This window comes from Arthrobacter sp. 754, from assembly GCF_040548695.1.
Lineage (GTDB): Bacteria > Actinomycetota > Actinomycetes > Actinomycetales > Micrococcaceae > Arthrobacter.
Map to the genome: position 1 here is coordinate 176874 of NZ_JBEPSC010000001.1, position 21858 is coordinate 198731.

Consider the following 21858-nt stretch of genomic DNA (forward strand, 5'->3'; position numbering starts at 1 on the left):
ACGCTACTCCCGGCGGGCGCCGTGACAGAATGACTTCACTGTGCCGGTGCTGGCCACCGCCCGCCGGCAACCGCAACCCCTTTCTGGAGGCACACTTGCCAGGCATGAACCTGACGCGCGCTGAAGCCCGCGAGCGCGCTGAACTGATCAACGTCGAGTCCTACGAGGTCAGCCTGGACCTGACCAGGGGCGACAAGGTTTTTGGCAGCACCACGACAGTGAAATTCACGGCGGTCCCCGGATCCTCCACGTTCATCGACGCCGTCACGCATTCCGTCCATAGCGTCACGCTCAACGGCCGCTCCCTGGATCCCGCGGCTGTGGCAGACGGCATCCGTATCCAGCTGCCTGACCTTGCGGGCTCCAACGAACTGACCGTGGTGGCTGACGCGCCCTACATGAACACCGGCGAAGGCCTGCACCGCTTTGTGGACCCCGTGGACAACGAGGTGTACCTGTACACGCAGTTCGAGGTGCCCGATTCGCGCCGGATGTTCGCGGTCTTTGAACAGCCGGACCTCAAGGCCACCTTCGCCTTCACCGTCACGGCACCCTCGCACTGGGACCTCATCTCCGGCTCCCCCACGCCGGCGCCGGAAACAACCTCGCCGGCGGCCGACGGCGGGGCCCGGTCCGTGTGGTCCTTCGCACCGACACCGCGGCTGTCCTCCTATGTCACTGCCCTGATCGCCGGCCCGTACCAGTCGGTCCGCAGCGAAGTGCGCAGCTCCGACGGCCGGGTCATCCCGCTCGGTGTCTTTGCCCGAAAGTCCCTGATGCAGTACCTGGACGCGGACAACATCTTCGAACTGACCCGCCAGGGCTTCGAGTTCTTCGAGGCCCAGTTCGGCTGTCCTTACCCGTTCGAAAAGTACGACCAGCTGTTTGTTCCCGAGTTCAACGCCGGAGCCATGGAGAACGCCGGCGCCGTGACCATCCTGGAAGGGTACGTTTTCCGCAGCAAGGTCACGGACGCGCAGATCGAACGCCGCGCCATCACCGTCCTGCACGAACTCGCACACATGTGGTTCGGCGACCTCGTGACCATGCGCTGGTGGAACGACCTCTGGCTCAACGAATCCTTCGCCGAATACATGTCCCACCTCGCGGCGGTGGAAAACACATCCTTCACCAGCGCCTGGACCACCTTCGCGTCGGTGGAGAAGTCCTGGGCCTACCGCCAGGACCAGCTGCCCACCACGCACCCGATCTTCGCCGAAATCAACGATCTCCAGGACGTGGAAGTCAACTTCGACGGCATCACCTACGCCAAGGGCGCGTCGGTGCTGCGCCAGCTGGTCTCGTGGGTGGGGCCGGAACAGTTCATGGCAGGTGTCCGCGAGTACTTCGCCAAGCACGCGTGGCAGAACACCGAGCTCAGCGACCTGATGGTGGAGCTGGAAAAAGCCAGCGGCCGCGACCTTGACCAGTGGGGCCGGCTGTGGCTGGAAACCGCCGGTGTGAACACCCTCCAGCCCGAGCTGGAACTGGACGCGGACGGGAACCTGGCCTCCTTCAGCATCATCCAGTCAGCGGTAAAGGAGTGGCCCACCATCCGTCCGCACCGCCTGGCCGTCGGGTTCTACAACCTCAACGGCGCGGGCAAGCTGGAGCGCGTCCACCGGGAGGAACTCGACGTCGACGGTGAACGGACCGAAGTGCCCGCGCTTGCCGGTCTGGCCCAGCCGGACCTGATCCTCATCAACGACGACGATCTCGCCTACACCAAAGTCCGCCTGGACGAAAAATCCCTTGCCACCGCGACAGCCCACCTGAAGGACTTCGCCCGGAGCCTTCCCCGGACCCTGGTGTGGAACTCCGCCTGGGACGGTGCCCGGGACGGCGAGACCCCTGCGCGCCGGTACGTGGAGCTGATCCTGGCCAATATCGGTTCGGAGTCCGACTCCTCCGTGATCCAGACCCAGCTCCGCCAGCTGGCCACCACGCTGAATTTCTACGTCGCCGAAGAGCACCGCGAGGCCACTTCCGTTGCCGCTGCAGACGTTCTCCGCGACCTGGCTTCCACGGCCCCTGGCGGATCCGATGCCCAGCTGCAGTTCCTGAAGGCCTTCAGCCAGCTGGCCCGCAGCGCCGCACAGCTGGACACGGTGTCAGGTCTTCTCGACGGGTCAGCGACGCTGGAAGGGCTGGCTGTGGACCAGGACCTGCGCTGGGAACTGCTCACCTCGCTGGTTGCGGGCGGCAGGCTTGGCCAGGAAGGGATCGACGCCGAACTGGAGCGGGACCGCACCGCGAGCGGACAGAACGCTGCTGCCCTGGCCACCGCCGCGATTCCCACCGCCGAGGCCAAGGCCAAGGCCTGGGACGCGATTGTGGTCAAGGGCGAGCTGTCCAACGCACTGCAGGGTTCGGCCGTGAACGGCTTCATGCGCGTCCTTGACCGCTCGCTCCTTGAGCCCTACGCCGAGAAGTACTTCGAGGCTGTCCCCGGGATCGTGGCAAACCGGACCCACGCACTGGCCCAGCAGATCGTCGTCGGACTCTATCCGGCGCTGCTGACAACGCAGGCGACAGTTGACCGGACGGACCGTTTCCTGGCCGGCCTCCCGGCGGACAGCACCGCACTGCGGCGGATGATGCTGGAAAACCGCGACGGCGTTGCCCGGGCACTGCAGGCACGCGCCGCGGACGTTCTCCCCGGCGAACTCCAGGCCTGAGGCCATGAGCCTGAGTGAGCATCGCTATTCGCTGACCGTGCAGTGGACCGGCAACCTGGGGGAAGGAACGTCGTCGTACCGTGGCTACTCGCGGGACCACGACGTCCTGATCCCGGGCCTGCCGGTCCTGCCGGGCTCAGCCGATCCGACCTTCCACGGTGACCGTGACCGGTACAACCCCGAACAACTGCTCCTGGCCGCCTTGGCACAGTGCCACATGCTGTCCTTCCTTCATGTGGCCGTACGGCACGGCGTGGTGGTCACCGACTACCGGGACGAGGCCACCGGAACCCTGCACCTGAACCGGGATGGCAGCGGGCAGTTTGAATCCGTGACGCTGCACCCGCACGTGACCCTGGCGGACCCGGAGCACGTTGCCGTGGCTGAACAACTGCACCGCGAAGCCAACCAGGTCTGCTTCATCGCCCGCAGCGTCAACTTTCCGGTGCGGCACGAACCCGTGACGCTAACGGCCTGAGCGGACGGCCAGCAGCTCACCCGCCAGCCGGGTCTCCGTTGCAGGCGAAAGCCCGGCTTTGCGGTGACGGCCCAGGCCCCGGATGCGCTCGTCCAGCAGCGTGTCCGCCACAGTGTCCTGCCAGGGCCGGGTGGCCAGTCCGGCGGCACGCGCAGCCCAGTTGCTGCGGGCACAAAAGCCCTCGTGGCCGGGCGGCAGCCACAGCGGCAGGGAATCAGGTCCTGCCCAGTAATCGATGCCTTTCTCCACCAGCCAGTCCTCACTCGCCGTGAGAGCCTCGCCCCGGTACCCGGCGGCGGTCCTGGACGCTGCGATGTAGTCGCCGAAGGGCACCGGGTCGCCCACCGCATTCAGCGCGCCGGTGACACCCTGCCCGGCGGCATCCAGGATCCACCGGGCGAGGTCGCGGACATCGATGACCTGCGTGGGATGCCCGGCGATGTCCGGCACCACGGCAGGCCGGTTGTCCCGGGCGAACCTCGCCGGCCAGTAGCCGTACCGGTCCGTCGCATCGCCGGGACCGCCGATGAGGCCGGCCCTGCAGAGGTGCGCTTTGTCGCCCGCGGCGGCCAAAGTGGCTTGCTCGATGGCCGACTTGGATTCACCATAGTTATCCGGGGTGGACTCCGTCCCGGCAGGCAAGGGCGGCAGGAGGGCGGCATCCTCTGCTGCTCCCGGCGTCGTATGGTCGGCATAAACGGAACAGCTCGACACAAACGTCCAGTGGCCGGCCCGCCCTGCGAGGGCGGCCAGGGCATCCGCGGCCAGCACGGTGTCGCGGGCCACCTCGACAACTTCGTCCCAAACGCCGCTGACACCGTCATATGCGTTCGCGCCCAGTGAACGGTCCGTCCGCACCCAGTCGGCTCCCTCCGGCGGCCGGCCGGCCGAACCGCGGGCCAGGCACGTTACCTGGTGCCCGGCGGCCAGGGCTTGCCGGGCTATTTCCGAGGAGAGAAAGGCCGTTCCACCGAGTATCAGGATGCGCATGGGTCCACGGTACGGCGCTAGGGTTGAATGAGAACAGTGCCCAGCGTGCCGCGCCACCCGTGCACCCGCTGATGCCTTCCACCGGCCGCCGCCGGAGACCCTCAAGGAGTTTTACCCCCTATGTTCAGCATGATGTCCATACTTCCATCCGCCGCCAGTGAGCCGGACGGCATCAGCATCACCGGCATCGTCATCAGCCTGGGTGTCGGTATCGCCATCTGGCTGGTGGCAACCTTTGTGATTTCCCGGATCAGCAAGCGTGTGGCCTCAGGGAGCAACTTTTTCAAGAAAGCGCATTTCAAGTGGGTGGCACCGGCCATTCGGGCACTGGACCATGAGCGCCGTGTCCAGCGCGCGGAGACCATCGGGTCGCTGCTCAACAGCATCGTGGGTGTGCTCGTGGCCGTCATCACCAGCATGTACGTCCTGCAGAACCTTGACATCAACATCGCCCCGCTGCTGACCAGCGTGGGAATCCTCGGTGTAGCCATCGGCTTCGGCGCACAGCAGCTGATCCGCGACTTCCTGGCCGGGATCTTCATCACCATTGAAGACCAGTACGGAATCGGCGATGTCATCGAAACCAGCGAGGTCGTGGGTGTCGTGGAGTCCATGGGCCTGCGCATCACCCGCGTCCGCTCCGACGACGGCGCCATCTGGTACCTGCGCAACGGTGAAATCCTGCGGGTCGGCAACCGCTCCCAGGGCAATTACGTTCCGGCGGCGGAGCCCCTTGACGCGGAAACGGAGACTGCATTGCATGAGCCGCCTACCGAGGCTAAAAAGACTGACCAGAAAGCCGGAGAATAGAATCATGACCACACCCGCCGAGCCGCAACCGCCGCGCCAGCTGATGCAGAACGATCCCTTCAGCCAGCCCGGCTACACCGACAACTTCTACGATGCCGTGGGCGGCCACGAGACGTTCGTCAGGCTGATCGACGTGTTCTACGACGGCGTGGCAACCGATCCGCTGTTGCGCCCGATGTATCCCGAGGAAGACCTGGGCCCTGCCAAGCGGCGCTTCCTGATGTTCCTGGAACAGTACTGGGGCGGGCCCACCACCTACGGCGAGGAGCGCGGCCACCCCCGGCTTCGGATGCGCCACGTGCCGTTCCGGGTCACCCCGGAAGCCAAGGACCGCTGGCTGTTTCACATGCGGGCAGCCGTGGACTCCCTGGAACTGCCCCCGCTGTACGAGGGGACCCTGTGGGACTACATGGAACGCGCCGCACTGTCCATGGTGAACAGCCCTTCGGAGCCCTGAGACCCGTTAATGCCCTGACCGTCCGGTTTGGCAATCACCGTACTGTTTGCCATGACCGGGTCAGGGCTGCTGCAGCCCGCTGCCCGTCCTGGCCAGGACGTGACCGCGCGGACCGCTGAGGCGGAACCAGCGCCCCGCCCGGTAAAGCTTCTGGTCCCCGTCTCCGAGGAATCCCAGTGTCAGGGCAGCGAAGGCTGCGCCGAGCGGAATCCCCGATTCGTCCAGCTCCCTGCCCCACACCGACGCCCGGGCATTATTGACCATCAGAGCCCCGGGGTTGGTCGGCACGATGCCAGCGACTTCGGTGATGCCGGCTTCGGCCGCCTGCCGCAGACCGGAATCGGACAGGGTGCCCATCGGCTCCCAGCCCGCGCGCGGGGCCCCGACTCCCGTCCACGATTCGCTGACGGTGGACGGCGGAACCGGCAGTTCGACGTCGTCCTCGCCCGCCCTGGCCAGGCGGTCCAGGACCGCTGACAGCGGAACAGTGACGTCGGTCGTGGAAGGCTCGGCGAGTGCCATGGTGCGCAGGCCAAGGATGGTGGGAGTGGATTCGCCCAGCAGCCGCGGCCTCAGGACGCACACGTACGCGGCGAGAACGGAACCGGCGGCCTGGAGCCGGATGGCGCCGTCGTCGACTGCTTTTGCGCGCGTGGCGAAGGTGCGCAGATCGGCGAGATCACGCGGATCGGCGAACCGGAAGGACTGGGTAAGAAGGTCAGACACATAGAGAACACTACCGGCTGGACCCCGGTTGAGCAGCGGCGGGGCGCCGTCTAGAGTCAAACCATGACTGAAGCCGAAACCGGACTGCTGGCGCCTCCCAGCGGAGACCCCACCTCATCGCTGATCCAGCTCCTTGACCTGGGTGAGCTTGAAGGCGCCCGGACCGATGAGGACATCTTCCTTGGACCGTCGCAGCAGCAGCCCCGTCAGCGGGTGTTCGGCGGCCAGGTCCTGGCCCAGTCACTTGTTGCGGCTATGCGCACGGTGGACCCGGAACGGTTTGTGCACTCGATGCATGGCTATTTCCTGCGGCCCGGGGACGCCAACAAGGCGATTACCTTCGGTGTCCAGCGGCTGCGCGACGGCCGGTCGTTTTCGGCGCGGCGGGTCCACGCCTATCAGGAGGGCGTGCCGATCCTCTCGATGATCGCCTCGTTCCAGGACCCGGATGAGGGCATTGACCACGAATCCACGATGCCCGCCGGCATGCCCGACCCCGAGTCGCTGCCCAGCACCGCGGAACTGCTTGGCAAGTTTGACCACCCCGTGGCACGTCACTGGGCTTACGAGCGGCCCTTCGACATCAGGCATGTGGACCCGCCCCTGTACGTTTCGGCCAAGGGGAAGAAGGAGGCCAGGAATGCTGTGTGGATGAAGACTTTCGGGCCCATGCCGGACGATTTGAACCTGCACCGCGCTGCCTTGGCCTATGCCAGCGACTACACGTTGCTTGAATCCATCCTGCGCCGCCACGGGCTCAGCTGGATCACGCCCGGGATGAGCGTGGCCAGCCTGGACCACGCGATGTGGTGGCACCGGCCCGCCCGCGTGGATGAGTGGCTGCTGTACGTCCAGGAATCCCCCAGCGCCCAGGGGGCCCGGGGCCTGGCCACCGGCAAGATCTTCAACCGGGCCGGTCAGCACGTCGCTTCTGTGGCACAGGAGGGAATGGTCCGCGTGCCCACAGACCTGAAAAACAAGGTGGTAGGTGCTTTCCAGACCAAAGTGCTGGAGCATCAGATCCGCAAGGCCGGGCGGGACTGACCCGGCGTGTCCCTGCCGGCCTTCACGGGCCGGACAGCAGAAAGGCCGGCATCCCTGAGGATGCCGGCCTTTCTGTTCAGTCGCGTTATAACCGCGGTTAGCGACTAGCCGCGGTTAGTGATTAGTCGCGGGTGAGGCGGCGGTGCGTGACGCGGTGCGGTTTGGCCGCATCGGGTCCGAGCCGCTCAACCTTGTTCTCCTCGTAGGATTCGAAGTTACCCTCGAACCAGTACCACTTGGAGGGATTCTCCTCGTCGCCTTCATAGGCGAGGATGTGGGTGGCCACCCGGTCCAGGAACCAGCGGTCGTGCGATACCACCACGGCGCAGCCGGGGAATTCGAGCAGCGCGTTTTCGAGGCTGCTGAGGGTCTCGACGTCGAGGTCGTTGGTGGGTTCGTCAAGGAGCAGCAGGTTTCCGCCCTGCTTGAGGGTCAGCGCGAGGTTCAGGCGGTTGCGCTCACCACCGGAGAGTACCCCGGCCTTCTTCTGCTGGTCCGGGCCCTTGAAGCCGAATGCGGCTACGTAGGCACGCGAAGGCATTTCAACGTGGCCCACCTGGATATAGTCCAGGCCGTCCGAGACAACTTCCCACAGGGTCTTGTTGGGATCGATGCCGCCGCGGCTCTGGTCCGCGTAGGAGATCTTGACCGAATCACCGATCTTCAGGACACCGCCGTCGAGCGGTTCCAGGCCCACGATGGTCTTGAACAGCGTGGTCTTGCCAACACCGTTGGGGCCGATGACGCCGACGATGCCGTTGCGGGGAAGGGTAAAGGACAGTCCGTCGATGAGGGTCCGGTCCTCGAAGCCCTTCTGCAGGTCCTTGGCTTCGAGCACCAGGCCGCCGAGGCGGGGTCCCGGCGGGATCTGGATTTCTTCGAAGTCGAGCTTGCGGGTGCGGTCTGCTTCCGCTGCCATTTCCTCGTAACGGGCAAGGCGTGCCTTGGACTTGGTCTGGCGGCCCTTGGCGTTGGAGCGGACCCACTCGAGTTCTTCGGTGAGGCGCTTGGCCTGCTTGGCGTCTTTCTTGCCCTGGACTTCGAGGCGGGCGCGCTTCTTCTCCAGGTATGTGGAGTAGTTGCCTTCGTAGGGGTACAGGTGGCCGCGGTCGACCTCGGCGATCCATTCGGCGACGTGGTCAAGGAAGTAACGGTCGTGCGTGACGGCCAGGACAGCCCCGGCGTAGCTGGAGAGGTGCTGTTCGAGCCAGAGCACGCTTTCCGCGTCAAGGTGGTTGGTGGGCTCGTCCAGCAGCAGGAGGTCCGGCTTCTGCAGCAGGAGCTTGCAGAGCGCCACACGCCGGCGCTCACCGCCGGAGAGGAGTGTCACGTCAGCGTCCGCGGGCGGACAGCGGAGGGCGTCCATGGCCTGCTCCAGCTGGGAATCAAGGTCCCACGCGTCTGCGGCGTCGATGGCCTCCTGCAGGTGGCCCATTTCTTCGAGCAATGTGTCGTAGTCAGCGTCGGGGCTGGCCATTTCCTCGGAGATCTCGTTGAACCGCTGGATCTTGCCGTAGATTTCGCCGACACCCTCCTGGACGTTGCCCAGTACCGTCTTTTCCTCGTTCAGCGGCGGTTCCTGCAGGAGGATTCCCACTGTGTAGCCGGGGCTGAGCCGGGCCTCACCGTTCGAGGGGGTATCCAGGCCGGCCATGATCTTGAGGATGGTGGACTTACCGGCACCGTTCGGGCCAACAACACCAATTTTGGCGCCCGGGAAGAAGGACATGCTTACGTCGTCAAGAATGAGTTTTTCGCCAACGGCTTTGCGGGCCTTGGTCATTGTGTAGATAAATTCCGCCATGGTTCCAAATCTAGTGGGTTGGCGCGCATATCTCACATTCGAAGGGTCAGGCGGCCGCGCCCACGAAGCACTTGCCGCTCGCCAGCACCTGCAGAACAGTGACCGTGACGCTGCCGTCCCGGATCTGGCCGATCACGCAGTCAGTACCCTGCAGCACGCCCGCTTCAATGGCGTCGGCCTCCAGCCCGGTGGGTGTGCGGCTCGCCGACACTTCCAGGGCTGCAGGTGCTACGCCGGCGCCGGTCAGGGCATCGGTTACCTGCGACGTGGCCGGCTTGGGCGTCCCCGCCGCCAGCCGGCTCAGCGCATCAGTCACTGTCTGTTTCATGAGTGCACTAGCAGCGTCCTGCGCCGATTCGGCAGTATCAGGACCCGCTGCACCGGGGACGGTGGAGCTTGGGGCTATAGCGCTCGGGGCGGTGGCGTTCGGGGCGGGGGCGCCGGGCGGGGTACTGCCTGTGCCAGCCCCTCCCGCGGGCGTGGCGCCTGCAGTCTTCGTCCCGTCTGATGAGCCGCCGGTGCATGCTGTCAGTGAGAGTGCCAACATGAGGCACCCTGCAAGGACCACCTGTTGCCGTCCCGCGGATGTTCCGCCCGCCCGGGAATGAGCGGCCCTGCCGGTGACCTGGACTGCCTGTGGGTCTGCCGTCGCGCGCTTCATGCCGTCATTCTGCCACGCGGCCCACCCCCGGGCGGAACTGCGGGTCGGCCGGGGGTCAGACGGCAGCCCCAGCCAGTTCCCCCGTTTCGGCGTCTACAGGGGTACGGTTGCCGTCTGCATCCACCAGGAAGATCCCGGCGGCTGCATCGTCGTCCGGGTGGTCCTCTTCACCCGGATCCTCGTCGCCCTCGGGGTCAGGGAGGCCGATGTCGTGTGCCGGCTCCGCCAGCCCTTGCCCCGCCGCGTTGTTCTCCGATGCCGGGTGCAGGCCGTTGTTCGCGTTGCGGGTGTAGTTGGCTGAACCCCACATGAGATCGTGGCCAACAGATTCCGCGTCGATCTCAGTCGAATGGTAGGTCCGGCCGTCCTTCTCCCAGCTGCGCAGTTTGAGCCGGCCCACCACAATCACGCGTTGGCCCTTCCTGATGCTGCAGGCCATGTTCCCGGCAAGCTGGCGGTAGCCCTGGACATTGAACCAGTTGGTTGGGAGGTCCACCCAGGTATTTGAGGCGCGGTCATAGCGCCGGCCGGTCGAACCGAAGCGGAAGGAGGCTGTGCCAACTCCTCCTGGTGTGGTGGAGGTCTTGATCTCGGTGGCCACGAAGCCACGGATCGTGATGGTGTCGTTCATCGTCATGTCCTGTCTCTAAAGGTTGTGCCTTAGCGGCAAAACCAGCTTCGCGCGGGACCGATTTGGCGGGCAGGGGCCAAGTTGCGTATGTGCATAACTCGCCCGGCCCGCGTTGTGGAGGACAAGACGCATTTGAAGGGTCAAGGATAAGGGCGCGCGCGGCGGGCACGGTGACGCAGCCGCAGCCGGGGCAATGTAAACTTTTCATGCGCCGGATTTCTGGTCGTGGCGCCACGTGCCCCAGTAGCTCAGGGGATAGAGCAGCGGCCTTCTAATCCGCCGGTCGGGGGTTCGATTCCCTCCTGGGGCACAATTTGCTGCGATGACGCGAGGCATCCGTTACGGGTGGGTCGAGTCACCGTTTACACCCCGGTCCCAGGACCGGGGTGTTTTATTTTCCCGGAGCTTCCAAGCCAGGCTGCGGTACTCCAGTCCAGCGCCCGTCATGGCCGGACTGTCCCCTGCGAGCGTGCACGTTCCCTGCAGTGTCTGCCGGATTCCCTCGCCGAGGTCGTTGAAGTCTTCCGGCGCGGCCCTGCAACTCAGCCGAACCGTGCGGCGCAGGCTGCGGCCGGTCAGGACGAAGTCGGTCCCCGGCCCGGCAGTGTTGAGCAGCCCGCTGACGGGGGATACCAGGAGGTTGCCGGCCTGGCGTTTTTCCCCGGCGGTCCACAAGTATCCCGCGGCCAGAGCCGGGGCACGTCCCCACAACCGGGTCCTCATCAGGACTGCCTCGACGGCTGTGCCGGTGCCGTCAGGTCCAGCCGCGGACACCCAACGCCACGCATCAGGAAGCCGTCGGCCCCAGTAGTGGGTCATCGTTCCTGCCGCGTTCCGTACGGGAAACACCTCATGGGACACCCTCACCTGCCCGGTGATGCTGAGCCGGGGATAACTGATGAGCTCCAGGTCCAGGGGATGGAGCACTCCCGTCACGGGAATGCTTGGGGCGATCCGGACGGACCCGGGCTCCCAGCTGAGTTCCCACCCGACGTCCGCGATCCGGCCAATGCTGCGATTGGCCGCAAACAGGCTTTCACCGATTACGACCTCAGTTCCCCGCGCCCTTCCAGAGATCGTCCCGGAACGAACAACGCGCCCCTTCCGGCGAACCCACAGGCTGATCCGGACTTCGGCCGCGTCAGCACCGGCCCGGAAGATGAAGTCAACGAGGAAGGAGAGGTCCCCGGCCTGGAGCTTCACGAACCAGTACTCCAGTGGGGCGCCCCGACAGGTGAAATCCCCGGATACGGCGGACATGGCCAAAGTCTACGCAGCGGCGCCACGGCCCGGAAGCGGCCGGCAACAACAGCGGAGTCGTCCTGCCCGTTTCCGAACGCAGGGAGGTACCGGACCCCGGACCGTGCCCTGGTCCCTTGGGGATTCTGGGCCCCTAGGAATACAGCCGGTGCGGAGCCTCAACGAGCGAGGTGACCACGCTGCCGGCGGCGCCGAGAAGGGCCCCTGCCTGTCCCACGGCTGAGAGGCTGATGTTGCCCGGCAGGACCTTGCCCGGGGCGTAGGTTGCCAGGCTTTCTGTGAGCGCGGGCATGATCCACTCCCCCAGAAGGGCAAAGTGGCCGCCCAGCACCACTGAAGAAATATTGAGCAGCCGGACGGACGAAGCCACAGCCACACCGAGGAAATGACCGGCACGGACGACGGCGGCGAGCGCATCCGCATCCCCGCCGGTGATCAGGGACAACAACTGATCCAGGCTTTCGGACCGGGAAGGGCCGGCGGACGCCTGCCGGTTGGCTTGCCGCCGCGGGGAAATTCCTGCGGCCGCGAAAATCGCGTCCTGGCCGGCCACGGTCTCAAGGCATCCCCGGCCGCCGCAGGAACAGGCTGCCCCGTCAGGCTCGACCACAACGTGGCCCAGCTCGCCCGCATGCCCGTGCGGACCTGTGAACAGTTCAGAGCCGATGACCAGCCCGCCGCCAACGCCGACTTCACCGGAGACAAACAGAAAGTCGGCACGGCCTGCCGGGCGGTAGCGCAACTCGGCCAATGCTGCGGCGTTGGCCTCGTTGAAGAGTGTGGTGCCCAGCCGCACATCGGGAAGCAGTGCGTGCAGGTCCAGGGTTTCGTTGTTCCACCCGAGGTTGGGTGCCGTAATGACCGTCCCGGTTTTGTCGTCCACCAGGCCAGGGACGGCCAGCCCGCCGCCCAGCACGCGGACTCCCTGGGCTTCGGCCGATGCCCGGAGTCCGGCTGCCAGTCCGGCCAGCGCCGCCGTCACGGCAACGGGTGAAGCGGTTCGGTTGTCCTGCTCCACCGTCTCCTGCAGAAGCAGGTTGCCGGCCAGGTCCGTCACTCCCGCTGAGATGTAGTCGACGTTGACTTCCATTCCCATCACGCCGTTCGCGGGATCCAGTTCCAGCCCCACACCGGGGCGCCCCCGCTCCCCCTGCGGATTCAGCCCTACTTCGCGGACGATGCCGGCATCAAGAAGGTCCAGCACCAGGCTTGAAACGGAGGCCTTGGTGAGGCCGGTGGCAGCAGCAATCTGGGCACGGGTCAGGTGGGTTCCTGCTTTGGAGTGCGCGATCCGGCCCATGACCAGGGCCAGGTTGCCCCGGCGGACGTCCCCCATGTTGCCAGGCATTCCGTGTTCGGGGGTACCTGCAGCCGGCGCGGAGCTCGCCATCCGGTCCTCCTTCTCATTCAGGGACGATCACGGCCCGTTTCCTATTGACCTTAGCTCATACGGGCCCATATAGTTCAAGCAATAAACTAACTCCACCGGGATCTTCGGTTCCCTCTAATGCAAGGACGCATCATGACTCTCTCCCCCTCCCCGGCCGACAAGTTCACCTTCGGCCTTTGGACCGTTGGCTGGACCGGAGCCGATCCTTTCGGCGTCGCAACCCGAAAGCCGCTGGACCCTGTTGAAGCCGTTCACAAGCTCAGTGACCTCGGGGCATACGGACTCACCTTTCACGACAACGATCTGGTTCCTTTCGACGCCACTGTCTCGGAGCGCGAACTGATCCTGAAGAACTTCCGCACTGCCCTGCAGGAAACCGGACTCAAGGTCCCCATGGTGACCACCAACCTGTTCAGCCACCCGGTGTTCAAGGACGGCGGCTTCACCTCCAATGACCGCTCCGTCCGGCGCTTCGCGCTCAGCAAGGTCCTGCGAAACATCGACTCCGCCGCAGAATTCGGTGCCGAGACTTTCGTGATGTGGGGCGGCCGTGAAGGCAGCGAGTACGACGGTTCCAAGGACCTGTCCGCTGCCCTGGACCGCATGAAGGAGGGCGTCGACACCGCCGCTGCCTACATCAAGGACAAGGGCTACAACCTCCGCATCGCCTTGGAGCCCAAGCCCAACGAACCCCGCGGCGACATCTTCCTCCCCACCGTCGGCCACGGCCTGGCATTCATTGCAGAGCTGGAACACGGCGACATTGTGGGCCTTAACCCGGAGACGGGACACGAGCAGATGGCCGGGCTGAACTTCACCCATGGGATCGCGCAGGCCCTCTGGGCCGGCAAGCTGTTCCACATCGACCTGAACGGCCAGCGCGGGATCAAGTACGACCAGGACCTCGTGTTCGGCCATGGTGACCTCACCAGTGCCTTCTTCACCGTTGACCTGCTCGAAAACGGATTCCCGAACGGCGGCCCCAAATACGACGGCCCCCGCCACTTCGACTACAAGCCTTCACGCACCGACGGCTACGACGGCGTCTGGGAATCCGCCAAGTCCAACATGTCCATGTACCTCCTGCTCAAGGAACGCGCCCTGGCGTTCCGCGCCGACCCTGAAGTGCAGGAAGCGCTTGCCACATCGGGCATCTTCGAGCTGGGCGAGCCGACACTCACCGCCGGCGAAACCGCGGCCGAGCTTCTGGCCGATGCCGCTGCGTTCGAAAACTTCGACGCCGATGCCGCCGGCGAGCGCTCGTTCGCCTTTGTGCGGCTCAACCAGCTGGCCATCGAACACCTGCTCAACGCCCGCTGACCATGGCGCTCGTTGCCGGCATCGACAGCTCCACCCAGTCCTGCAAGGTGGTGATCCGGGACGCGGCCACCGGTGAGCTCCTCCGCCAGGGCCGCGCCGGCCACCCAGACGGAACAGAGGTGCATCCCGATCATTGGTGGAACGCGCTCCAGGAAGCCATCGAACAGGCCGGCGGCCTTGGCGACGTCAGCGCAGTCTCCGTGGGCAGTCAGCAGCACGGCATGGTCTGCCTTGACGCTGACGGGGAAGTGATCCGCCCGGCCTTGCTCTGGAACGACAACCGGAGTGCACCGGCTGCACTGGAACTGATCAGGGAAGCAGGTGGCGGCGACCCCGGCCAGGGGGCCCGCTACTGGGCCGGCGCCACGGGAACAGTTCCCGTGGCCTCGCTGACCATCACCAAGCTGCGCTGGCTCGCGGACAACGAACCGGACAACGCAGCCCGCGTTGCAGCGGTCTGCCTCCCCCACGACTGGCTGTCCTGGCGGCTGGCGGGGTTCGGCCCGGGCAGCGGCGAGGCCGGCCTGGCCGCCCTGCACACCGACCGGTCCGACGCATCGGGCACCGGCTACTATTCCGCATCCACCGGCCGGTACCTTCCTGTTGCCCTTGAAAAGTCCCTGGGCCACGTCCCCCGCCTCCCCGCCGTCGTCGGCCCGTTGGACATTTCGGGGAAGACCCCGGAAGGGGCGCTCATCGGCCCGGGTGCGGGCGACAACGCCGCAGCCGCCCTTGGCGTTGGCGCCGGCGTGGGCGACGTCGTGATGTCGCTGGGTACCTCCGGCACTGTTTTTGCGGTCTCGGCCACGCCGGCAGACGACGAATCCGGCCTGGTGGCAGGATTTGCCGATGCCACAGGCAACTTCCTGCCGCTCGCCTGCACCCTGAACGCAACGCGTGTCTTCGACGCCACCGCAGCGCTCCTGGACGTCAGCCTGGCGGGATTCAATGAACTGGCCCTGGCGGCCGCTCCGGGAGCCGGCGGGCTGACGCTGGTCCCTTATTTCGACGGCGAACGCACGCCCAACCTGCCCGAGGCGGCGGGCTCCCTGCACGGCATCACCCGTGCCAACTACACGCCCGCAAACCTGGCCCGCGCCGCCGTCGAGGGCGTGGTCTGTTCCCTCGCGGACGGCCTGGCCGCCCTGCAGACACAGGGTGTGGACGCGCGCCGGGTCATCCTGGTGGGCGGCGGCGCGCAGTCCGCAGCGGTCCAGCAGGCCGCAAGCCAACTGTTGGGCCTGCCGGCGTTTGTTCCGACGCCCGGCGAATACGTGGCCGACGGCGCCGCCCGCCAGGCTGCCGCGGTACTGGCCGGCGGCTTCCCCGACTGGACCGTCAGCGGTGTGGAGCTTCCTGCGGAAACGTCCGACGACGGCACGCTGGCCAGGTACCGCCTGCACGCTGCCGCCTACCTCGCCTAGTTTCAAGGCAATACCTATAGTTCCAAAGGCAAGACAAAAGGACCTGCACCGTGAACGGTGCAGGTCCTTTTGCTGGTGGGGCGCAGGCTCCTGCCGTGACGTAGCAGGAGCCCGCGGTCTGAATCAGGTCAGGCGTACGGGAGGACAAGCTCCTTGTACCGCTCCTTGACCGTGGCCAGGACGGTGTTGCCGTCCGTGTCCCAGATCTCCTGATTAAAGATTTCGACTTCGATGTCACCGGTGTAGCCTGCCTCGCGCACCCAGGTTCCAATCGTGGCGAAGTCCACGACGCCGTCGCCCATGTAACCGCGGGACAGCAGCGGATCCGGGGCCATGGGCATGTTGAAGTCGCACACCTGGTAGGAGGCGATCCGGCCCTCCCGGCCGGCCCGCGCGATCTGGGCCCTGAGCTCCGGGTCCCACCAGACATGGAAGGTGTCGATGGCGACGCCCACCGTGGAGGCGTCGAAGGGTGCTGCCAGATCCAGTGCCTGGCCCAACGTGGAGACGAGGGCCCGGTCTGCGGCGTACATCGGGTGCAACGGTTCCAGGACGAGGCGCACCCCGTTCTCCTGGGCGAAGGGGGCCAGATCAGCCAGGCGGTCTGCGACGCGTCGGCGCGCAGCCACCACGTCCTTCTCCCCGGGCGCCAGGCCACCCACCACCAGGAACAGCTCCTTGGTGTCCAGGGCCACGGCTTCGAGGATGGCTGCCCGGTTGTCGGCCAGCGCGGCGGCCTGCCCCTCGGCATCGGCGGCGGTGAGGAAGCCACCGCGGCAGAGGGATGAGACCCGCAGCCCGGCGTCCTTGATCAGGCGTGCCGCTTTGTCCAGGCCGGCTTCTTCAACGCGGTCACGCCACGGCCCGATCGACGGGATGCCGGCGTTGACGCAACCGTCCACAACCTGGGCGAGGGTCCATTTCTTGGTGGTGGCGCTGTTGATCGCGAGGCGGGAGAACGGCGATGCGTCTGAATTCACGGTCATGCTCCCACTCCGTTGATCCGCAGGTAGTCCGACATCCGGAATGCGGCGAGGGCCGGGTCCTTCAGCAGTCCCGCCTGGTCGGCGAGTTCGAACGTCCTGGCGAGGTGGCATACGGACCGGCCGGAGTGCAGGCCGCCCACCATTTGGAAGCCGGGCTGCTTGCCGTTGAGCCAGGACATAAAGGCGATCCCGGTCTTGTAGTAGAACGTGGGTGCGCTGAAGATGTGTTTGCCCAGTTCGCGGGTGGAGTCCAGAATTTCGCGAGCCTTGACGCCGTTGCCGGCGTCGTAGTGCTGCAATGCGACGGAGGCGGCCGGGTAGATGGCGGCGAAGATCCCCAGCAGGGCGTCCGAGTGGTGGCTGCCGTCGCCGTCGATCAGTTCGGGGTAGTTGAAGTCGTCCCCGGTGTAGAGGCGGACGCCTTCGGGCAGCACGGCGCGGAGGGCAACCTCGTGGCTGGCATCGAGCAGGGAAACCTTGACACCGTCAACCTTGTCCGCGTTGTCGCGGATCAGGGAGAGGAACGTGTCGGTGGCCTGTGCCACGTCAGCTGAACCCCAGTAGCCGGCCAGGGCGGGATCGAACATCGTCCCGAGCCAGTGCAGGATGACAGGCTGGTCCACTTCCTGGAGCAGGGTGGAGTACACCTTCAGGTAGTCGTCCGGGCTGGTGGCCACCCTGGCGAGGGCGCGGGAGGCCATCAGGATGACCTTTGGTCCGGCTTCGGACACGACGGCGATCTGCTCGCGGTAGGCATCGAGGACGGCAGCAAGTCCGGCCTCTCCGGTGGGCAGTGCGGCCATGTCGAGCTGGTCCGTGCCGGCTCCGCAGGCGACGAGGTCGCGCACCGACCTGCCGGCGGTTGCGGCGTTACCGGCGGAGGCCACGGATGCTGCCTCTACACCGGTGCGCTTGATGAGCTGCTGGGTCGCAGCCCAGTCAAGTCCCATGCCGCGCTGGGCGGTGTCCATGGCATCGGCGACGCCGAGGCCGTAGGACCAGAGTTCGTGGCGGTATGCCATGGTGGCGTCCCAGTCGAGGCTGGCGGGAGCGCCGGGCGTGTTGTCGCCCAGGACCTCGGGGATCACGTGCGCGGCGGCGTAGGCGCGGCGGGCAGTGAGCGGGGCAGTGGGACGCGCCCACGACGTGCCGCCCTGGAGGCGGTACTCGCGCGTGCCGCCGTCGCTGGAAGGAAGGATCAGGGAAGTCATCAGAGCGTGATCTCCGGGATGTCGATGGTGCGCCGTTCGTCGTTGGACTGCAGGCCCAGCTCAGCGAGCTGGACTCCGCGGGCAGCCGAAAGCAGGCCGAAGCGGTGCTCGCGGCCGGCGACGACGTCGCGGAGGAACTCCTCCCACTGCAGCTTGAAGCCGTTGTCCAGCTCTGCATTGGCCGGGACTTCCTGCCACTGGCTGCGGAAGGATTCGGTGACGGGCAGGTCCGGGTTCCAGACCGGCTTGGGTGTGTGTGCGCGCTGCTGGGCAACGCACTTGTTCAGGCCGGCCACGGCGGAACCGTGCGTGCCGTCAATCTGGAACTCCACCAGTTCGTCGCGGTAGACCCGGACTGCCCAGGAGGAGTTGATCTGGCCGATGACAGGCTCACCGGCCGGGGTCTCGAGCTCGAAGATGCCGTAGGAGGCGTCGTCGGCCGTTGCCTTGTATTCCTTGCCTGCTTCGTCCCAGCGCGCGGGGATGTGGGTGGCGGTCTTGGCATTGACGCTCTTGACCTTGCCGATGATGCCTTCAAGGACGTAGTTCCAGTGGCAGAACATGTCCGTGGTCATTCCGCCGCCGTCTTCCTTGCGGTAGTTCCAGGACGGACGCTGGGCTGCCTGCACGTCGCCTTCGAAGACCCAGTAGCCGAACTCGCCGCGGATGGAGAGGATGCGGCCGAAGAAGCCTTCGTCCACCAGGCGGCGCAGCTTGACCAGGCCGGGCAGGTAGAGCTTGTCGTGCACGACGCCTGCGGTGACCCCGGCTTCCTTGCCGATGCGTGCCAGTTCGATGGCCTCTTCAAGGGTCTCTGCGGTGGGCTTCTCGGTGAAAATGTGCTTTCCGGCCAGCATCGCCTTCTTCAGGGTTGCGGCGCGGAGGCTGGTCATCGAGGCATCAAAGATGATGTCCACAGTGGGGTCGTTGATGACGGAGTCGAGGTCGGTGGTCCACTCGGAAACCTTGTGCAGTTCAGCGAGTTCGCGGATCTTGGCTTCGTTGCGGCCCACCAGGATCGGTTCGACCTGGACGCGGGTGCCGTCCTCCAGGGTGAAGCCGCCGGCGTCACGGATGGGGAGGATGGAACGCAGCAGGTGCTGGCGGTAACCCATCCGGCCGGTGATGCCGTTCATGGCGATGCGGATCGTCTTTGTTTCGAAGCCCATGTGTCCTCCACGGTGAGTGAGCAGTGTTACTCAAGCCTATTGGGAAAGCGCATTCCCACTGAGTCAATGATGCATCACCGGATCCATCCTTGGCAAGCGCTTTCCTCTGCCAGTTTCAAACTGCCATACTGAACTCAGCGCGTCAGTGTCCCAAACGACAGAAAGCAGGAGAGGCCGTGGCAGCAAGCACCCTTACCGAGGTGGCCCGGCTCGCCGGCGTCTCGCCCGCCACAGCCTCACGGGTTCTGAACGGGTCCGCCAGGATACCCGGCAAGGACATAGCGGACCGCGTGCGCCAGGCCGCGGAATCCCTTGGCTACATCCCCAATGCCCAGGCCCAGGGTCTGGCCAAATCCAGTTCCGGCCTGATCGGGCTGATCGTGCATGACATCGCAGATCCCTACTTTTCCGCGATCGCCCGCGGCGTGCAGGAGGCGGCCCGGGAACAGCGAAAAATGGTGCTGCTTGCGAGCACTGAGGGTGCCCCGGCAAGTGAGAAGGAGGCCGTGGCAGCCTTCGCCGCCCGGCGGGCGGACTCCATCGTTATTGCGGGGTCCCGCATGTCCCGCCCGGAGGACGTGGAGGGCAACGCCGAACTGGCCGCGGAACTGGACCGCTACTGCCGCAACGGCGGCCAGGTCGCCGTAGTGGGCCACGCGGTCGTTGGAGCCGCCACTGAAGAGGGTTACCACGTGGTACAGGTCCCCAATGAAGAGCTGGCGGCGCAGCTCGCATCAGAACTGGCCGCCACCCGTGAAGGGGAGTTTGTCATCATCGGCGGGCCTGAGGGACTGCTCACCTCCGATGACCGGATCCGCGGGTTCCAGCAAGGACTGTCTGCTGCGGGCCGGCCGGCAGCAGAGGTCCTGCGGACCTCCTTCAACAGGTCAGGCGGCTTCGACGCCGGGCTCGCCATTGCGGCACGGATCAAAGCCGCACGACCCGGGGGCGCTGCCCCATCGGATGACCGCCCGGCCCCGGCCGCACCGCCGGCAGCTGCTCCGGCACCGCTGTGTATTTTCGCCGTGAATGACGTGATGGCGATCGGGGCAGCAGCCGCACTTCGCTCCCAAGGACTGCGGATCCCGCGCGACGCCACCGTCGCCGGTTTTGATGATATCGAAACCCTGCGGGATTTCCGCCCTGCGCTTTCCACCGTCCACCTTCCCCTCGAGGAAATCGGCAGGCAGGCAGCCCGCAGTGCGGCCGGCAGGGACGGCGACGGCGCAGCACCATCCCCGGTCACCGGCAAGGTGACGCTCCGGCGCAGCACCGAAACAGTGGCCTGAGGGTGCTCCCCGGCGCGTTCACGGCCGTCCAGGCCTGCGGCACCGACACCGGCCCGCGCCCGGCAATGCTGGTCCTCCCCGGTGGAGGGTATGCCCGCCAGGCCGGCCACGAGGCCGAACCGGTGGCGGCCTGGCTGGCCGGCCTGGGAATCCATGCTTTTGTGCTGCGGTACCGCGTCGCGCCGGACCGGCACCCGGCGCCGCTGGAGGATGCCAAGGAGGCCATGCTTCGCATTCGCGGCGGCGGCCTTGGCCTCTCCGTGGACAGCACCCGTGTGGGCGTCCTGGGCTTTTCGGCGGGAGGTCATCTGGCGGCAACCCTGTCGACGGCGGCCGCCACCGGAAATTCCCTCCTTGACGTCCAGGCAGCGGTGCCGGACCTGGCAGTTCTCTGCTATCCCGTGGTGTCCTGCCTGGATGACCCCCATCAGGGATCCGTCCACAACTTACTGGGCGGGTCGCCGTCGGGGGATCTGCTCCGGGCACTGTCCGCCGATCTGCAGGTCACAGCTGCCACCCCGCCCGCCTTTGTGTGGCACACCGCCGACGACGCGGCGGTGTCCGTTCATCACAGCCTTGCCTACACCGGGTCACTGGCGCGCGCCGGCGTTCCCGCCGAGCTCCATGTGTTTCCGCACGGCAGCCACGGCCTGGGCCTTGCCCGTGAGGTGCCGGGGCCGGACCAGTGGACAGCGCTGTGTGCGGCCTGGCTGGACCGGATGGGGTGGGTGCAGGCCCCCCGTACGGGCAGCCCCGTCCGCCCTTAGAGTTACCCCATGTCCGAGAATGAAGTGCCGGGCGCTGAAGCGCCGAACCTTGAAGTACTGGCCGCGGTAAGGGCGGAACTGTTGGAACATGAGGACCCGGTGCGCGGGGCCGGGGCCCAGGCCTACATGAAGTCCACCCTGCCCTCCCTGGGCATCAGGGTGCCGGAGGTCAGGCGGCTGGCCCTCGCGGCCGCCGCCGCCCATCCGTTCACGTCCGCTGGCCAGCTTCGCGCAACGGTACTGGAACTCTGGCGCCATGCCGCGGCCAGGGAGGAACGGTACGCGGCTATCGACCTGACGGGCCTTCGCATGGTGGCCGGTGATCAACTGATGCTGCCCGTCTACGAGGAAATCATCCGCACCGGAGCCTGGTGGGATTTCGTGGACGCAGTGGCGCACCGCCTGTACGGCCTGCTTGAGGCCCACCGCACCATGATGACCGGAGTGCTGCTCGACTGGAGCAGGGACGAGGATTTCTGGATCCGGCGCGCCTCGATCACGTCCCAGCTGAAGGCCAAAACCCGCACCGACCAGGCCCTGTTGCGGGCGGTCATCGAACCCAACATGGCCGACCCGGAGTTCTTCATCCGCAAGGCCATTGGCTGGGCGTTACGCGAATATGCCAAAACAGAACCGGGGTGGGTCCGTGGCTTCGTGGCAGAGCATGGCACCCGGTTGAGTCCGCTGTCCCGGAAGGAAGCCCTGCGGAACCTCCCGGCCCCGGTCGCCGCGGGAGGGTGACCGGCAGCCTCGACAGCACGGA

At 66.2% G+C, this 21858-nt stretch carries 20 protein-coding genes and 1 tRNA gene; 11 read left to right on the plus strand and 10 right to left on the minus strand.

Annotated elements, in window-relative coordinates; genetic code table 11:
* The first annotated feature begins 104 nt into the window (after positions 1 to 104).
* Both pepN and ABIA70_RS00865 read left to right on the plus strand, forming a co-directional pair.
* Positions 105 to 2678, plus strand: a complete 2574-nt coding sequence (gene pepN, locus ABIA70_RS00860; protein WP_354145742.1) for an aminopeptidase N — start codon at positions 105 to 107, stop codon at positions 2676 to 2678.
* 4 nt (positions 2679 to 2682) lie between these two features.
* Positions 2683 to 3156, plus strand: coding sequence for an OsmC family protein (locus ABIA70_RS00865; RefSeq protein ID WP_354145743.1), 474 nt, complete (start codon positions 2683 to 2685; stop codon positions 3154 to 3156).
* Here ABIA70_RS00865 and ABIA70_RS00870 read toward each other — a convergent pair.
* On the minus strand, positions 3145 to 4146 hold the full coding sequence (locus ABIA70_RS00870) for an NAD-dependent epimerase/dehydratase family protein (RefSeq protein ID WP_354145744.1): 1002 nt from the start codon (positions 4144 to 4146) through the stop codon (positions 3145 to 3147). The genes ABIA70_RS00865 and ABIA70_RS00870 overlap by 12 nt on opposite strands.
* Before the next feature lie 120 nt (positions 4147 to 4266).
* Here ABIA70_RS00870 and ABIA70_RS00875 point away from each other — a divergent pair, with 120 nt between their 5' ends.
* The gene (locus ABIA70_RS00875) at positions 4267 to 4956 is read left to right on the plus strand and encodes a mechanosensitive ion channel family protein (protein WP_354145745.1); all 690 of its coding nucleotides are present in this window, start codon (positions 4267 to 4269) and stop codon (positions 4954 to 4956) included.
* 4 nt (positions 4957 to 4960) lie between these two features.
* Entirely contained in the window at positions 4961 to 5413 is a 453-nt protein-coding gene (locus ABIA70_RS00880) for a globin (RefSeq protein WP_354145746.1), read from the plus strand.
* 60 nt (positions 5414 to 5473) lie between these two features.
* Here ABIA70_RS00880 and ABIA70_RS00885 read toward each other — a convergent pair whose 3' ends face one another.
* Positions 5474 to 6139 (minus strand): DUF8185 domain-containing protein, encoded by a 666-nt coding sequence (locus ABIA70_RS00885; RefSeq protein WP_354145747.1) that lies wholly within the window; start codon positions 6137 to 6139, stop codon positions 5474 to 5476.
* A gap of 63 nt (positions 6140 to 6202) precedes the next feature.
* Between ABIA70_RS00885 and ABIA70_RS00890 the strand changes: the two genes are divergently transcribed.
* Positions 6203 to 7183, plus strand: a complete 981-nt coding sequence (locus ABIA70_RS00890) for an acyl-CoA thioesterase (protein ID WP_354145749.1) — start codon at positions 6203 to 6205, stop codon at positions 7181 to 7183.
* A gap of 121 nt (positions 7184 to 7304) precedes the next feature.
* On the opposite strand, the gene ettA is transcribed toward ABIA70_RS00890, so the two are convergent.
* The 3 genes from ettA to ABIA70_RS00905 all read right to left on the minus strand — a co-directional run bounded on the left by ettA (position 7305) and on the right by ABIA70_RS00905 (position 10279).
* Complete coding sequence (gene ettA, locus ABIA70_RS00895; RefSeq protein ID WP_354145750.1) at positions 7305 to 8987, minus strand: energy-dependent translational throttle protein EttA; 1683 nt, start codon at positions 8985 to 8987, stop codon at positions 7305 to 7307.
* 46 nt (positions 8988 to 9033) lie between these two features.
* A complete protein-coding gene (locus tag ABIA70_RS00900; RefSeq protein ID WP_354145751.1) occupies positions 9034 to 9315 on the minus strand; it encodes a DUF6993 domain-containing protein in 282 nt (93 codons plus the stop codon).
* 388 nt (positions 9316 to 9703) lie between these two features.
* Positions 9704 to 10279: a single-stranded DNA-binding protein gene (locus ABIA70_RS00905; protein WP_354146561.1), complete on the minus strand. Its 576-nt coding sequence runs from the start codon at positions 10277 to 10279 to the stop codon at positions 9704 to 9706.
* A gap of 237 nt (positions 10280 to 10516) precedes the next feature.
* On the opposite strand from ABIA70_RS00905, the gene ABIA70_RS00910 reads away from it, so the two are divergent.
* Positions 10517 to 10589: transfer RNA gene (locus ABIA70_RS00910), tRNA-Arg, on the plus strand.
* 29 nt (positions 10590 to 10618) lie between these two features.
* On the opposite strand, the gene ABIA70_RS00915 is transcribed toward ABIA70_RS00910, so the two are convergent.
* Positions 10619 to 11539: a hypothetical protein gene (locus tag ABIA70_RS00915; protein WP_354145752.1), complete on the minus strand. Its 921-nt coding sequence runs from the start codon at positions 11537 to 11539 to the stop codon at positions 10619 to 10621.
* 133 nt (positions 11540 to 11672) lie between these two features.
* Positions 11673 to 12929: an ROK family protein gene (locus tag ABIA70_RS00920; RefSeq protein ID WP_354145753.1), complete on the minus strand. Its 1257-nt coding sequence runs from the start codon at positions 12927 to 12929 to the stop codon at positions 11673 to 11675.
* 132 nt (positions 12930 to 13061) lie between these two features.
* Between ABIA70_RS00920 and xylA the strand changes: the two genes are divergently transcribed.
* Positions 13062 to 14249 (plus strand): xylose isomerase, encoded by a 1188-nt coding sequence (gene xylA / locus ABIA70_RS00925; protein WP_354145754.1) that lies wholly within the window; start codon positions 13062 to 13064, stop codon positions 14247 to 14249.
* Positions 14250 to 14251: 2 nt separating this feature from the next.
* Positions 14252 to 15673, plus strand: a complete 1422-nt coding sequence (locus tag ABIA70_RS00930) for an FGGY family carbohydrate kinase (protein WP_354145755.1) — start codon at positions 14252 to 14254, stop codon at positions 15671 to 15673.
* Positions 15674 to 15801: 128 nt separating this feature from the next.
* On the opposite strand, the gene ABIA70_RS00935 is transcribed toward ABIA70_RS00930, so the two are convergent.
* Genes ABIA70_RS00935 through ABIA70_RS00945 form a run of 3 tightly spaced genes read right to left on the minus strand, consistent with a single transcriptional unit; the run spans position 15802 to position 19039 of the window.
* Positions 15802 to 16659 carry a sugar phosphate isomerase/epimerase family protein gene (locus tag ABIA70_RS00935; protein ID WP_354145756.1) on the minus strand — a complete coding sequence of 286 codons (858 nt, stop codon included), beginning with the start codon at positions 16657 to 16659 and terminating at the stop codon, positions 15802 to 15804.
* Entirely contained in the window at positions 16656 to 17870 is a 1215-nt protein-coding gene (locus ABIA70_RS00940) for a dihydrodipicolinate synthase family protein (RefSeq protein ID WP_354145757.1), read from the minus strand. The genes ABIA70_RS00935 and ABIA70_RS00940 overlap by 4 nt, the downstream gene beginning before the upstream one ends.
* Positions 17870 to 19039 carry a Gfo/Idh/MocA family protein gene (locus ABIA70_RS00945; protein WP_108600086.1) on the minus strand — a complete coding sequence of 390 codons (1170 nt, stop codon included), beginning with the start codon at positions 19037 to 19039 and terminating at the stop codon, positions 17870 to 17872. Before ABIA70_RS00945 ends, ABIA70_RS00940 begins: the two co-directional genes overlap by 1 nt.
* 176 nt (positions 19040 to 19215) lie before the next feature.
* On the opposite strand from ABIA70_RS00945, the gene ABIA70_RS00950 reads away from it, so the two are divergent.
* From ABIA70_RS00950 to ABIA70_RS00960, 3 genes are read left to right on the plus strand one after another with little or no spacing between them, the layout of a single operon-like run.
* Positions 19216 to 20328: a LacI family DNA-binding transcriptional regulator gene (locus tag ABIA70_RS00950; RefSeq protein WP_354145758.1), complete on the plus strand. Its 1113-nt coding sequence runs from the start codon at positions 19216 to 19218 to the stop codon at positions 20326 to 20328.
* Positions 20329 to 20330: 2 nt separating this feature from the next.
* Entirely contained in the window at positions 20331 to 21095 is a 765-nt protein-coding gene (locus tag ABIA70_RS00955) for an alpha/beta hydrolase (RefSeq protein ID WP_354145759.1), read from the plus strand.
* Between the two features lie 9 nt (positions 21096 to 21104).
* Positions 21105 to 21836, plus strand: a complete 732-nt coding sequence (locus tag ABIA70_RS00960; RefSeq protein WP_354145760.1) for a DNA alkylation repair protein — start codon at positions 21105 to 21107, stop codon at positions 21834 to 21836.
* Positions 21837 to 21858 lie beyond the last annotated feature (22 nt).